The sequence below is a fragment of the Streptomyces sp. NPDC054872 genome, from assembly GCF_053610705.1.
Window position 1 is genome coordinate 125,577 of the sequence record NZ_JBSGYY010000004.1, and the last position, 13,300, is coordinate 138,876.

A 13,300-nucleotide genomic window follows, 5' to 3' on the forward strand; every position below is an offset into this window, starting at 1 on the left:
GCACACGACAGCGGGCCGCCGGAGTCGGATCCGGCGGCCCGCGTCACGTACGTACGGAGAGGACTCAGTGCCCGCCCGGCGCTCCCACCGTGGCCGGCGGCAGCTCCTCCACGACGCCGGGGTCGCCCGCGTCCGCCGTGTAGTCGCCGGGAGACGTCTCGTCGATGCCGTCAGGGGCCTTCATGGCGCGCAGGACGAAGGTCATGACCACGGTGACCACCACGTTCAGGACGAACGCCGTGAGGCCGATGTAGCCGATCTCGCCGATGCCCGGGATCTCGTCGGACGAGCCGCCGAAGTGCTTCTGGGTGGGCGAGGCGACGCCGTACGCGGCGGCCGTGCCGTAGACCATGCCGACCGCCCAGCCCGCGAGCAGCGCCCAGCGGTGGAACCACCGCGTGAACAGGCCGCCGACGAGCGCGGGCATGGTCTGCAGGATCCAGATGCCGCCCAGGAGCTGGAAGTTGATCGCGACCGTCTTGTCCATGGTGAGGACGAAGGCGAGCGCGCCGACCTTCACCAGGAGCGAGACCAGCTTGGAGACCTTGGTCTCCTGCGCGGGTGTCGCGTCCGGCTTGAGGAAGTCCTTGTAGATGTTCCTGGTGAAGAGGTTCGCGGCGGCGATGGACATGATGGCGGCCGGCACGAGCGCGCCGATGCCGATCGCCGCGAACGCGACGCCGGTGAACCAGTCGGGGAACATGTTCTCGAACAGCTGCGGGATCGCCAGCTGGCCGTTCTCGACCTTCACCCCGGCCGCGATCGCCATGAAGCCGAGCAGCGCGAGCAGACCCAGCATCAGCGAGTACAGCGGCAGGATCGTGGTGTTGCGGCGGATCACGTCGCGGCTCTTGGAGGAGAGCGTCGCCGTGATCGAGTGCGGGTACATGAACAGCGCGAGCGCGGAGCCGAGCGCGAGCGTGGCGTAGGTCCACTGCCCGGCCTCACCCGGCGCGAGACCCGCGACGGGCTTGCCCGCCGCGTCGTTCGCCGCCGAGAACTTGTCGTTCGCGGCCTGGAAGATCTCGTCGAAGCCGCCGAGCTTGATCGGGATGTAGATGATCGCCACGGCGATGACCAGGTAGATCAGACCGTCCTTGACGAACGCGATCAGCGCGGGCGCGCGCAGGCCCGACGAGTACGTGTACGCGGCGAGCACCGCGAACGCGATCAGGAGCGGCAGGTCCTTGATGAACCAGTTCGTGTCCGGGCCGCCGCCGACGCCCATGACGTCGAGCACGGCCTGGATGCCGACCAGTTGGAGCGCGATGTACGGCATCGTGGCGAGGATGCCGGTGACCGCGACGGCCAGCGAGAGCCCCTTGGAACCGAAGCGTCCGCGCACGAAGTCGGAGGTGGTCACGTATCCGTGCTTGTGCGAGACGGACCACAGGCGCGGCAGGAAGGTGAAGATCAGCGGGTAGACGAGGATCGTGTACGGCACCGCGAAGAAGCCGGCCGCGCCCGCCGCGTAGATCGCCGCCGGGACGGCCACGAAGGTGTACGCCGTGTAGAGGTCGCCGCCGAGCAGGAACCACGTGACCCAGGTGCCGAACGACCGGCCGCCCAGGCCCCATTCGTCCAGGCTCTCGGTCTCGGCCTTGCGCCAGCGCGCGGCCAGGAAGCCCATCGCCGTGACGGCGGCGAAGAAGAAGATGAAGACGGCGAGGGCGATGCCGTTGACGCCGCCCGTGTCCGCTGCGAGCTCGTTCATCGGGTCGCACCCCCCTGGGCCTGCTCGGCCTTGCGGGCGCGCTGGTCACGCTGCCACAGCTTGTAGGCGATCATGGTGAGAGCGGTCGAGATGACCACCCACAGCATCTGGTACCAGTAGAAGAACGGGATGCCTATGAAGGTCGGTTCGACCTTCGCGTAGGAGCTCACCCAGAGCATCGCCACGAACGGCGCGACGAGACAGAGGGCAACGACCACCCGGACCGGCGTGATCACCGGTCTGCTCACTTCAGGCGCATCTGACACTTCGCGGCTCCGCTCCCTCGCTTATCCCACCTTTAACGTGCGGGAAATCTAAGCGAGAGGATTGATCTATGGAACCCCCGTCCGGATACCGGACGCGTCGATGTGCCTGGTCGGCGCGGGCTCAGCAGCAGCGGAACCCTTGCCTCGGGTCGGACTCCTGGCGGTCCGTCCGCATTCGCTCGAACTCCCGCCGGGAGGGGACGGATGCCCCGGGATGGGTCCTCCGCGTGTGCTCCACATAACGGTCGTACGCGGACTCATCGGTCAACTCCCGGGCGTACCACCGCACCCAGCGCAGGCCGCGCAGCACCCACGTCATGACGGGACCTGCGCGTCGTCGGACGACCTTGCCTTCGCCGCCGCCAGTTCGGCCTTCTCCTCCGGTGTCGCGATGAGCCCGGCGGGCGCGGTCAGCTTCGACTCCACGTACTCGGCCTCGCTCAGCTTCGACGACTGCGGGTTGCGGACGTGCTTCACGCAGATCCGTGCCGCGTCCGCGATCACGACGATGATGAGCAGGGCGAGAGCGGCCGAAAGGACGCCGTCCACGGTGGAGTTGGTGACGACGGTGTGCATGTCGTCCATGTTCTTGGCCGGTGGCAGGACCTTGCCCGCGTCGATGGCGTCCTGGTAGTTCGAGCGCTGCTGGAAGAAGCCCACACGCGGGTCGCTGGAGAACACCTTCTGCCAGCTCGCGGTGAGCGTCACCGTGGCGTCCCAGGCGAGCGGAATGCCCGTGATCCAGGCCCACTTGAGGCGCCCGGACTTCACCAGGAGCGTCGTGCAGACGGCGAGCGCGACCGCGGCGAGGAGCTGGTTGGAGATGCCGAAGATCGGGAAGAGCTGGTTGATCCCGCCGAGCGGCTCGTGCACGCCCACCCACAGGAAGTAGCCCCACAGGCCGGTGACGGCCGCGCTCGTGATGATGAGACCGGGCTTCCAGCTGACGTTCTTGAAGGGCTTGTAGACGTTCCCGAGCATGTCCTGCAGCATGAACCGGCCCACGCGCGTGCCCGCGTCGAGCGCGGTCAGGATGAACAGCGCCTCAAACATGATCGCGAAGTGGTACCAGAACGCCTTCATGGAGCCGCCGGTGACCTTCGAGAAGATCTCGGAGACACCGACCGCGAGCGTGGGTGCACCACCGGTGCGCGAGAGCAGCGAGGACTCCTCGACGTTCTTGGCCGCCTGCGCGAGTTCCTCGGGGGAGATGGAGTACCCGAAGTTCGCGACCGCCTGGCTGGCTGCCTGGACGTTGTCCCCGATGACGCCGGCGGGCGCGTTCATCGCGAAGTACAGCCCGGGGTCGATGATGCTGGCCGCGACGAGCGCCATGACCGCGACCGACGACTCCATCAGCATGGAGCCGTAGCCGATCATCCGGATCTGCGTCTCCTTCTGGACCATCTTCGGTGTGGTGCCCGAGGAGATCAGCGCGTGGAAGCCGGACAGGGCCCCGCAGGCGATGGTGATGAAGACGAACGGGAAGAGCGACCCGGCGAAGACGGGCCCGTCGCCGCGTGAGGCGAAGTCGGTCACCGGGTCCATCTTCATCGTCGGCAGCGTGATGACGACGCCGAGCGCGAGCAGCAGGATCGTGCCGATCTTCATGAACGTGGAGAGGTAGTCGCGCGGCGCGAGCAGCATCCACACCGGCAGGATCGAGGCGATGAATCCGTACGCCACCAGCCAGATGACCAGCGTCGAGGGCGCCAGCGTGAACGTGTCCGCGAGGGACGACTCGGCGACCCAGCGCCCGGCGACGAGCGCGAGGAGCAGCAGGGTGATCCCGATGAGGGAGACCTCGCTGACCCGGCCGGGGCGCAGGATCCGCAGGTAGAAGCCCATGAAGAGCGCGATCGGAATGGTCATCGCGATGGAGAAGGTGCCCCACGGTGAGTCCGCGAGCGCGTTGACGACGACGAGCGCGAGCACTCCGAGCAGGACGATCATGATGGCGAACGCGGCGAGCAGCGCGGCGGCCCCGCCGAAGGGCCCGATCTCCTCGCGCGCCATCTGACCGAGCGACTTGCCGTCGCGCCGGGTGGAGAAGAAGAGGACGACCATGTCCTGCACGGCGCCCGCGAAGATCACTCCGACGATGATCCAGATGGTGCCCGGCAGGTACCCCATCTGCGCGGCAAGGACGGGCCCCACCAGCGGCCCCGCGCCCGCGATCGCCGCGAAGTGGTGCCCGAGCAGGACACGGCGGTCGGTCGGGTGGAAGTCGATGCCGTTGTCCAGGCGCTCCGCCGGGGTGGCCCGCTTCTTGTCGACCCTCAGGACGCGGACGACGATGAACTTGGAGTAGAAGCGATAGGCGATGGCGTACGAGCCGAGGGCCGCGGCCACCATCCAGGCGGCCGACACCTCCTCGTCGCGCGAGAGCGCGAGGACGGTCCAGCCCGCGGCGCCGACCAGCCCGACGAGGGTCCAGATGACGATGGATCGGGGATTCGCTGTGCGCACCGGCTCGTCCTCCCGTTCATCATGCGATGACGGGAGGAACGTAGAGCAGCAAGGTGATCTGCGCCAGACCCCGGAAGAGTCCTTTGGGAGGAACGGGTCAGTCCGTGGGGCGCTTGAGGCGTGCCACGAACTTGTAGCGGTCGCCGCGGTAGACCGAGCGGACCCACTCCACCGGCTGGCCGCCGCCGTCCAGGGAGTGCCGTGACAGGAGCAGCATCGGCAGGCCCACGTCCGTGCCGAGCAGGCCGGCCTCGCGCGGGGTGGCGAGCGAGGTCTCGATGGTCTCCTCGGCCTCCGCGAGGTGGACGTCGTACACCTCGGCGAGTGCGGTGTAGAGCGAGGTGTACTTCACCAGGGAGCGGCGCAGGGCCGGGAAGCGCTTGGCGGAGAGGTGCGTCGTCTCGATGGCCATCGCCTCGCCGTTGGCAAGCCGCAGGCGCTCGATCCTGAGCACCCGGCCGCCCGCGGAGATGTCGAGCAGTCCGGCGAGGGTGTCGTCGGCGGTGATGTACCCGATGTCCAGGAGCTGCGAGGTGGGTTCGAGGCCCTGGGCCCGCATGTCCTCGGTGTACGAGGTGAGTTGCAGCGCCTGGGAGACCTTCGGCTTGGCCACGAAGGTGCCCTTGCCCTGGATCCGCTCCAGGCGGCCCTCGACGACCAGCTCCTGCAGGGCCTGGCGCACCGTCGTGCGCGAGGTGTCGAACTCGGCGGCCAGGGTGCGCTCCGGAGGGACCGGGGTGCCGGGCGGCAGGGTCTCCGTCATGTCGAGCAAGTGCCGCTTCAGGCGGTAGTACTTGGGCACGCGTGCGGTGCGGCCGACTGCCGCGGCCGAGCCGGTGTCCGGGGCCTCCATGGGCGCTGACGTACCCGCCTCGGTCTCCGTACTCCCCGCCTCGGTGCCCATGGCCCGCCTTCCTGCTGCCGTCACCGGCTCCTCCGTCTGTCGCGGCTCACATCGTGGCACGTACCGGGCCGGGCTTACTGTGCCCGCTCAGGTGTCGGTCCGATAACGGACCTGACAGCCCTTCTTATACACCCTTGACACCCCTAAAGGTCTAGGCCAAGCTCCCCGTACTGGTCTACACCATTAAAGACCAGGTTCCAGTCCCACGGGCAGATCTCGGTCCATTTGGTCGCTGCGGGTGGGGGGTTGACTGGCGCATCCCTTGAGGAGGGTGACGTGAAGCGCAAGCTCATAGCGGCCATCGGTGTCGCGGGCATGTTGGTCTCGATCGCGGCCTGTGGCAGCGACGACAAGGACGACGCGAAGACCGGGGCGGACGGCTTCAAGGGGGAGACCCTGACGCTCTGGGCGATGGACGGCTCCACGCCCGAAGGCTGGACCAAGGACGTCAAGGCCGCCTTCGAGAAGAAGACCGGCGCCAAGCTGAAGCTCGAAGTCCAGCAGTGGAACGGCATCCAGCAGAAGCTGACGACGGCCCTCTCCGAGGAGAACCCGCCGGACGTCTTCGAGATCGGCAACACCCAGACCGCCGCGTACGCCAAGACCGGCGGCCTCGCCGACCTCAGCGACCTCAAGGAAGGCGTCGGCGCCGACTGGACCGAGTCGATCAACAAGTCCTCGGTCGTGGACGGCAAGCAGTACGCCGCCCCGTGGTTCGTCCTGAACCGCGTCGTCATCTACAACAAGAAGGTCTGGGCCGACGCGGGCCTCAAGGACACCCCCAAGACCCGCGCCGAGTTCCTCAAGGACCTCAAGACGATCGAGTCCAAGACGGACGCCGAGCCGATCTACCTGCCGGGCCAGAACTGGTACCACTTCGTCGGCCTGACCATCGGTGAGGGCGCCGAGCTGGTCAAGAAGGACGGCGACAAGTACGTCTCCAACCTGACCGACCCCAAGGTCGCCGCGGCCATGAAGACGTACAAGCAGTTCGCGGACCTCTCCAAGGCCCCCAAGAACAAGGACGAGGCCACCCCGCAGCAGGCCGAGGTCTTCGCCAAGGGCAAGACCGGCGCCTTCATCGGCATGAGCTGGGAGGCCGCGACCGCGATCGAGGCCAGCAAGGACAAGAAGTTCAAGGACAACATCGGCTACTTCACCATCCCCGGTGCCACGGCCGACAAGCCCGAGGGCGTCTTCCTCGGCGGATCGAACCTCGCCGTGGCCGCGACCAGCAAGAAGCAGGAGCTCGCCAAGGAGTTCCTGAAGATCGCGCTGAACGACAAGTTCGAGGGTGCGCTCGCCAAGGAAGGCGGCGTCATCCCGAACAAGCAGGCCCTGGAGGCCCAGCTCAAGGGCAACCCGGCCGCCGAGGCCATGGCCCCCGCGACCGCCGGTGGCGGCACCACCCCGCTGATCCCGGAGTGGGCCGCGGTGGAGAACCCGCCGAACCCGATCAAGAACTACATGACCGCGGTGCTGAACGGTAAGTCGAACGACGCCGCGGCCAAGCAGGTCGAGGGCGAGCTCAACAAGCGCCTGGCGCAGAAGCAGTAAGGACGCGCTCCCGCCGGGGCCCCGGGCCCGGGGTGTCTTCACCACCCCGGGCCCGGTGCCCCGGCTCAGCGCTGCGTTCCGCGATGCCCACGAAAGAGATGGCGAAGCATGACCGTGCAGACCGAACGGCCGCCCTCCGGCCCGACGGAGGATCTGAAATCGGACAGTCGGCCGGCGGATCCGGGTAAGCCCCGCACGGGGGCCCGGTCGCTCGGTCCCTACCTGCTGCTGCTTCCCGCGCTCGCGGCCACCCTGCTGTTCCTCGGCTGGCCGCTGGTCAACAACGGGATGCTGTCGTTCCAGAACCTCAACATGAGGCAGTTCATCCTCCACCTCACGGAGTGGAACGGGATCGACAACTTCAAGGAGGTCCTCAGCGGCGAGGACTTCTGGCGCGTCACAGGCCGCTCGATCGCCTTCACCGCGATCAACGTCGCACTGATCATGCTGATCGGCACCCTGGTGGGCCTGCTGCTCGCACGGCTCGGCAAGCGGATGCGAACGTTCCTCCTGGTCGGTCTCGTGCTCGCCTGGGCGATGCCGGTCATCGCGGCGACGACCGTCTACCAGTGGCTGTTCGCCCAGCGCTTCGGCGTCGTCAACTGGGTCCTGGACAAGGCCGGCTGGCACTCGATGGCCGACTACGACTGGATGGGCACCCAGTACTCCACGTTCTTCGTGGTCATCACTCTCATCGTCTGGATGTCGGTCCCCTTCGTGGCGATCAACCTGTACGCCGCGACGACGGTGATCCCCAAGGAGCTCTACGAGGCCGCGTCGCTCGACGGCGCCGGCGCCTGGAAACGCTTCACGAACGTCACGCTGCCCTACCTGCGGCCCTTCCTCTACGCGACGACGTTCCTGGAGATCATCTGGGTCTTCAAGGCGTTCGCGCAGGTCATGGCGCTCAACGAGGGCGGCCCCGACCGGCTCACCGAGATCCTGCCCGTCTACGCCTACATCGAGGGCATGGGCAACCAGCACTTCGGCATGGGTGCGGCGATCGCGCTGCTCACCATCGTCATCCTGCTGGCCCTGACCGCCTTCTACCTGCGGATCGTGCTCAAGCAAGAGGAGGACGAGCTGTGAACCGCACCGCTTCGTCGAGGTCGTCGCGTTCGTCGGTGGTCCGTCGCATCTGGCCCAACGCGGTGGCCGTCGTGCTCTTCATCGGCCTCGTCTTCCCGGTCTACTGGATGTTCGCCACGGCCTTCAAGCCGACCGGCGACATCATCAGCGAGGACCCGGTGTGGTTCCCGACCGACGCCACGTTCGAGCACTTCAAGACGGCCGTGAACGCCGAGCACTTCTGGACGATGGTCGGCAACTCGCTCACCGTCACGCTCCTCGCCGTGATCTTCTCGCTGATCATCGGCCTCGCGGCGGCGTTCGCGCTCGCCCGGATGCGCTTCAAGGGCCGCAAGGGCTTCATCATCGGCTTCATGCTGGCCCAGATGGCGCCCTGGGAAGTCATGGTCATCGCGATCTACATCATCGTGCGCGACGCCGACATGCTGAACAGCCTCGTTCCCCTCACCCTCTTCTACATGGTGATGATCCTGCCCTTCACGCTCCTGACGCTGCGCGGCTTCGTCGCCGCGGTGCCGCGCGAGCTGGAGGAGTCGGCGATGGTCGACGGCTGTTCCCGGATGCAGGCGTTCCGCCGGGTGATCCTGCCGCTGCTCGCACCCGGCCTGATGTCGACCTCGCTCTTCGGCTTCATCACCGCCTGGAACGAATTCCCGCTCGTCCTTGTCCTCAACAAGGAGGCGGAGGCCAAGACGCTCCCGGTGTGGCTGTCCGGCTTCCAGACCGCCTTCGGCGACGACTGGGGCGCCACCATGGCCGCCGCCTCGCTCTTCGCCATCCCGATCCTCGTCCTCTTCGTCTTCCTGCAGCGCAGGGCCGTCAGCGGTCTGACCGACGGTGCCGTGAAGGGATAACCGCCATATGACGACACTCACCAGCCCCACCACTGCGTTCAATCCAAAAGATGGCCTGACCCGCGACGCCCTGACCGTCCTGCAGCCCGGCTTCGTCGGGACCAGCGCGCCGGACTGGCTGCTGCGCAGGATCGGCGAAGGGCTCGCCTCGGTCGGCCTCTTCGGCCGCAACATCGCCTCGCCCGAACAACTGGCCGCTCTGACGGCCCAGTTGCGTGCCGAGCGTGACGACGTCCTGGTCGCCATCGACGAGGAGGGCGGTGACGTGACCCGCCTTGAGGTCCGCACCGGCTCCTCCTTCCCCGGCAACCACGCCCTCGGCGCCATCGACGACACGGGCCTCACCCGGGACGTGGCCGCCGAGCTGGGCCGCCGGCTCGCCGCGTGCGGCGTCAACCTCAACTGGGCGCCGTCCGCCGACGTCAACTCGAACCCGGACAACCCCGTCATCGGCGTACGGTCCTTCGGTTCGGACCCCCTCCTGGTGGCCCGGCACACCGCCGCGTACGTCGAGGGGCTGCAGTCCGCGGGCGTCGCGGCCTGCACCAAGCACTTCCCGGGGCACGGCGACACCGCGGTCGACTCGCACCATGACGTGCCGCGCATCGGGGTGGACCCCGAGGTGCTCCGGGCGCGTGACCTCGCGCCGTTCCGGGCCGCGATCGCCGCGGGCTCGCGCGCCGTGATGAGTGCGCACATCCTCGTGCCGTCCCTGGACGCGGAGTACCCGGCGACGCTCTCGCACCGCATCCTGACGGGCATCCTGCGCGAGGAACTGAACTACGACGGCCTGATCGTCACCGACGGCATGGAGATGCAGGCCATCTCCGCCACCTACGGCATCGAGCGCGGCAGCGTCCTCGCCATCGCCGCGGGCGCCGACGCGATCTGCGTGGGCGGCGGCCTCGCGGACGACGAGACGGTCCTGCGCCTGCGTGACGCGCTGGTCGGGGCGGTCCGCTCGGGCGAGCTCTCCGAGGAGCGCCTCGCCGACGCGGCCACGCGCGTGCGGGCGCTTGCCCACTGGACTTCGGTGTCGGGCGCGGCCGAGCGTTCGGGGGGCGCGCCCGGCACCGAGATCGGCCTGGTCGCGGCCCGCCGCGCCCTGACGGTCACCCGGGGCGAGTCCTACGCGGCCCCGCTCACCGAAGCTCCGTTCGTCGCCGCCTTCACTCCGATGGCCAACATCGCGGTGGGCGACGAGACCCCGTGGGGTGTGGCCGCGGAGCTGGAGCGCCTGCTCCCCGGTACGGAGACGGGCAGCTTCACGGGTGCCGACGCCGGTGCGCTGGCCCTCGCCGAGGCAGGGGAGCGGCGGGTGGTGGCCGTCGTCCGCGACGCCCACCGTCACGCATGGATGGCAGAGTCTCTGAACACCCTCCTGTCCGCCCGCCCCGACACGATCGTGGTCGAGATGGGCGTCCCCCAGTCACCCCCGACGGGCTCCCTGCACATCGCGACGCACGGCGCGGCGAGGGTGTGCGGCCTGGCGGCGGCAGAGGTCATCACGGGGGCATAGGCAGCGCCCCGTAGGGGGCGCGGGGGACAGCGCAACAGGCCCCCACGCACCCGCGGAGAGACGACAAACGGAAGGTGCCGGGCGCCCCAGCAGGAGGCACCCGGCACCTTCGCGCAACCTACAGACCCTGCCAGGCCGGCTTCGCCGCATACGTGGCCCGGAAGTACTCCCCGAGCTTCAGCTTGGAGGCGGCCGCCTCGTCCACGACGACAGTCGCGTGCGGATGCAACTGCAGAGCCGAGGCCGGAACCACCGCGGCCACGGGACCCTCCACCGTCGCGGCCACGGCGTCCGCCTTGCCCTCACCGGTGGCGAGCAGCACCAGGTGCCGCGCCTCCAGGATCGTCCCGATCCCCTGCGTGATCACGTGGTGCGGCACCTGCTCGATGTCCCCGTCGAAGAAGCGCGCGTTGTCCACCCGCGTCTGCTCCGTCAGCGTCTTGATCCGGGTGCGCGAGGCGAGCGAGGAGCACGGTTCGTTGAACCCGATGTGCCCGTCCGTGCCGATCCCGAGCAGCTGGAGGTCCACCCCGCCGGCGTTCGCGAGCGCCTGGTCGTACGCCTCGCAGGCTGCCTGCACGTCCTGCGCGGTGCCGTCCGGCCCCATGAAGGACTTCTCGCTGAGCCCGAGCGGCTCGACGACCTCGCGCAGCACCACGGAGCGGTAGGACTCGGGGTGCCCGGCGGGCAGCCCCACGTACTCGTCGAGCTGGCAGATCCGCGCCCGCGAGGCATCCACGGCACCGGAGGCGACCTTGGCGGCCAGGGCTTCGTAGATGGGCAGCGGGGTGGATCCGGTGGCGACACCGAGCAGGGCGTCAGGCTTACGGCGCACCAAGGCGGCCATGGCCTCCGCGATGAGCTCGCCGCCTGCCTTGGCGTCCGGGACGATGACAACTTCCACGCTGGGCCTGCCGATCTGGAGGGGGCTCGCGGACCCGAAGTGAGAGTCCACGGGGAACTGTTGGACTATGTGGTATAGACCAATCTAGCAGAGCTGACCCACCGCGGCCCAGGTTCTCGGCCCCGCTGTACGAAGTCCCCGCACAGTCCCCGCATCCCATGCTCGACTCTGCGACCGCCCCCCGCCTGTCGGGAACCGCACGCCTGCCGGGCACCCGCCCCCGCCTACTAAAAACCACCCCGCCTGCCGGAAACCGCCCCCCCCTTCCCGTCAACTGTCCCCTTTCCCCCTCTCCCCCTCCCGTCGAGCACCCCCCCCGCCTGTCGAGCGGCCACCCCCTACGCCAGCGACCCTCCCGTCACGTCCAACCACTGGCCGGTGACCCAGCGCCCGTCGTCCGACGCGAGGAAGGCGACGGCGTCGGCTATGTCCGCCGGGGTGCCGACCCGGCCGAGCGCCGACATCGCCGCCGCGCCCGCCCACGCCTCCTTGTTCTCGTCGCCGCGCAGCCAGGCGGCGTTGACATCCGTGTCCACGATGCCGGGCGCCACCGAGTTCACCGTGATGCCCCGGGGGCCGAGGATCTTGGACAGGTTCCGGGTGAACACGTCCAGGGCGCCCTTGGTCATGGCGTACGTCAAGATCTCCGGCATGACCGCGGCGCGCGAGAGGCCCGAGGAGATGTTGATGACCCGCCCGCCGTCCCGCAGCCGGTGCTCGCCGAGCTGCGTGATGAAGAACGGTGCCTTGGCGTTGACCGCGAACAGCCTGTCGTACTCCGCGTCGTTCGCCTCGGAGAAGGGGCGGGACGTGCCGATCCCCGCGTTGTTCACCAGGATGTCCAGGCCGTCGGCATGCCGGTCGAACTCCGCCCACAACGCCTCGGCGTCGCCGGGGACGCCCAACTCCGCGCCGAGGGTGAAAGCGGAGCCCCCCGCCCCCTCGATCGCCGCGACCGTCTCCTTCGCCGCCGCCTCATTGCTGCCGTAGTGCACGGCCACCCGTGCGCCGTCCTGCCCCAGCCGCTCGGCGATGCCCCGCCCGATGCCACGGCTGCCGCCCGTGACCAGCGCCGTCCTGCCCGCGAGCTTCCCTGCAAGCGCACCCATGAGAGCCGCCCCCTGTTTCTCTAGTGGTCGTTACAGAAGTAACCGTAGCGGACCCGCAGCCGTTTTTCTAGCGGCCGCTATACAATTCACTCCATGGCGACGAAACAGCGCGGCCGCCCTCGCTCCTTCGACCGCGAGACCGCCCTGGAGCAGGCCCTGCGCACCTTCTGGGACCAGGGGTACGAGGCGACGTCGGTCACGGACCTCACCCGGGCCATGGGCATCGGCGCCCCCAGCATGTACGCGGCCTTCGGTGACAAGCAGTCACTGTTCGAGGAGGTCGTGCTGCTGTACGGGCAGACGCACGGCTCCTTCGGTGAGCGCGCCTTCGCGGAGGAGCCGACCGTCCGCGGCGGAGTCGCGCGGATGCTGCACGAGGCCGCCGACAAGTACACGGAGGCCGGACACCCGCACGGCTGCCTGGTCATCTGCGCGGCGACGAACTGCACGACTCCGGAGGTCGAGGCCGGCCTGCGCGAGCGGCGCAACGCGAACATCAGCTCCATCGAGTCCCGCATCAGGGCCGCCGTCGCCACCGGCGAGCTCCCCGCGGACACGGACGCCCCCGCCCTCGCCCGCTACACGGGTGCGGTACTCCAGGGCATGTCCCAGCAGTCCCGCGACGGCGCGAGCCGGCAGGAGCTGGAAGCGGTCGCCGAGCTCGCCATGCGGGTCTGGCCCGATGCGTGACCCTGGTGGGCGGCGAGGGTCCGGCGGGAGAAGATGAGCGGGAGAAAGAGACAACAACAAACATCTGCCGACGCATAGACACAGGAGAATGGTCTAGTCCACAATGCGTGGGTAAAGCATCCGCCCTTCCCGCACAGGAGGGTGGACCGAGGAACCGGCACTCTCTGCCCTGACCGTGTCGGATCCTCCGATCGGCCGTCCGGTACCGCACATTCCGGTGGTCGG

At 68.7% G+C, this 13,300-nt stretch carries 12 protein-coding genes; 5 read left to right on the top strand and 7 right to left on the bottom strand.

The features are described 5' to 3' along the window. Positions 1 to 64: 64 nt before the first annotated feature. From mctP to ACWGIH_RS06425, 5 genes are all read right to left on the bottom strand, one after another. On the bottom strand, positions 65 to 1,714 hold the full coding sequence (gene mctP / locus ACWGIH_RS06405) for a monocarboxylate uptake permease MctP (RefSeq protein WP_453444165.1): 1,650 nt from the start codon (positions 1,712 to 1,714) through the stop codon (positions 65 to 67). Continuing rightward, positions 1,711 to 1,980, bottom strand: a complete 270-nt coding sequence (locus ACWGIH_RS06410) for a DUF3311 domain-containing protein (RefSeq protein ID WP_453444166.1) — start codon at positions 1,978 to 1,980, stop codon at positions 1,711 to 1,713. Before ACWGIH_RS06410 ends, mctP begins: the two co-directional genes overlap by 4 nt. Positions 1,981 to 2,101: 121 nt before the next feature. Beyond that, on the bottom strand, positions 2,102 to 2,299 hold the full coding sequence (locus tag ACWGIH_RS06415; protein WP_453444168.1) for a YbdD/YjiX family protein: 198 nt from the start codon (positions 2,297 to 2,299) through the stop codon (positions 2,102 to 2,104). Further along, positions 2,296 to 4,449, bottom strand: a complete 2,154-nt coding sequence (locus ACWGIH_RS06420) for a carbon starvation CstA family protein (protein ID WP_453444169.1) — start codon at positions 4,447 to 4,449, stop codon at positions 2,296 to 2,298. Before ACWGIH_RS06420 ends, ACWGIH_RS06415 begins: the two co-directional genes overlap by 4 nt. Before the next feature lie 97 nt (positions 4,450 to 4,546). Next, positions 4,547 to 5,353 carry a GntR family transcriptional regulator gene (locus ACWGIH_RS06425; RefSeq protein WP_453444295.1) on the bottom strand — a complete coding sequence of 269 codons (807 nt, stop codon included), beginning with the start codon at positions 5,351 to 5,353 and terminating at the stop codon, positions 4,547 to 4,549. A gap of 276 nt (positions 5,354 to 5,629) precedes the next feature. Here ACWGIH_RS06425 and ACWGIH_RS06430 point away from each other — a divergent pair, with 276 nt between their 5' ends. From ACWGIH_RS06430 to ACWGIH_RS06445, 4 genes are all read left to right on the top strand, one after another. Then, the gene (locus ACWGIH_RS06430) at positions 5,630 to 6,910 is read left to right on the top strand and encodes an extracellular solute-binding protein (protein ID WP_453444170.1); all 1,281 of its coding nucleotides are present in this window, start codon (positions 5,630 to 5,632) and stop codon (positions 6,908 to 6,910) included. Between the two features lie 108 nt (positions 6,911 to 7,018). Next, positions 7,019 to 7,999, top strand: coding sequence for a carbohydrate ABC transporter permease (locus ACWGIH_RS06435; protein WP_453444172.1), 981 nt, complete (start codon positions 7,019 to 7,021; stop codon positions 7,997 to 7,999). Between the two features lie 47 nt (positions 8,000 to 8,046). Beyond that, complete coding sequence (locus ACWGIH_RS06440; RefSeq protein WP_453444297.1) at positions 8,047 to 8,853, top strand: carbohydrate ABC transporter permease; 807 nt, start codon at positions 8,047 to 8,049, stop codon at positions 8,851 to 8,853. A 7-nt stretch (positions 8,854 to 8,860) separates the two neighbouring features. After that, a complete protein-coding gene (locus ACWGIH_RS06445; RefSeq protein WP_453444174.1) occupies positions 8,861 to 10,372 on the top strand; it encodes a glycoside hydrolase family 3 protein in 1,512 nt (503 codons plus the stop codon). A gap of 118 nt (positions 10,373 to 10,490) precedes the next feature. Here the strand turns inward: ACWGIH_RS06445 and nagB are convergent, their stop codons facing one another. Together nagB and ACWGIH_RS06455 are read right to left on the bottom strand one after the other, a co-directional pair. Next, a complete protein-coding gene (gene nagB, locus ACWGIH_RS06450; RefSeq protein ID WP_453444298.1) occupies positions 10,491 to 11,276 on the bottom strand; it encodes a glucosamine-6-phosphate deaminase in 786 nt (261 codons plus the stop codon). 338 nt (positions 11,277 to 11,614) lie between these two features. Then, positions 11,615 to 12,385 (bottom strand): SDR family oxidoreductase, encoded by a 771-nt coding sequence (locus ACWGIH_RS06455; RefSeq protein WP_453444175.1) that lies wholly within the window; start codon positions 12,383 to 12,385, stop codon positions 11,615 to 11,617. A 93-nt stretch (positions 12,386 to 12,478) separates the two neighbouring features. Between ACWGIH_RS06455 and ACWGIH_RS06460 the strand changes: the two genes are divergently transcribed. Further along, positions 12,479 to 13,075 carry a TetR/AcrR family transcriptional regulator gene (locus ACWGIH_RS06460; protein WP_453444176.1) on the top strand — a complete coding sequence of 199 codons (597 nt, stop codon included), beginning with the start codon at positions 12,479 to 12,481 and terminating at the stop codon, positions 13,073 to 13,075. Positions 13,076 to 13,300: the final 225 nt, after the last annotated feature.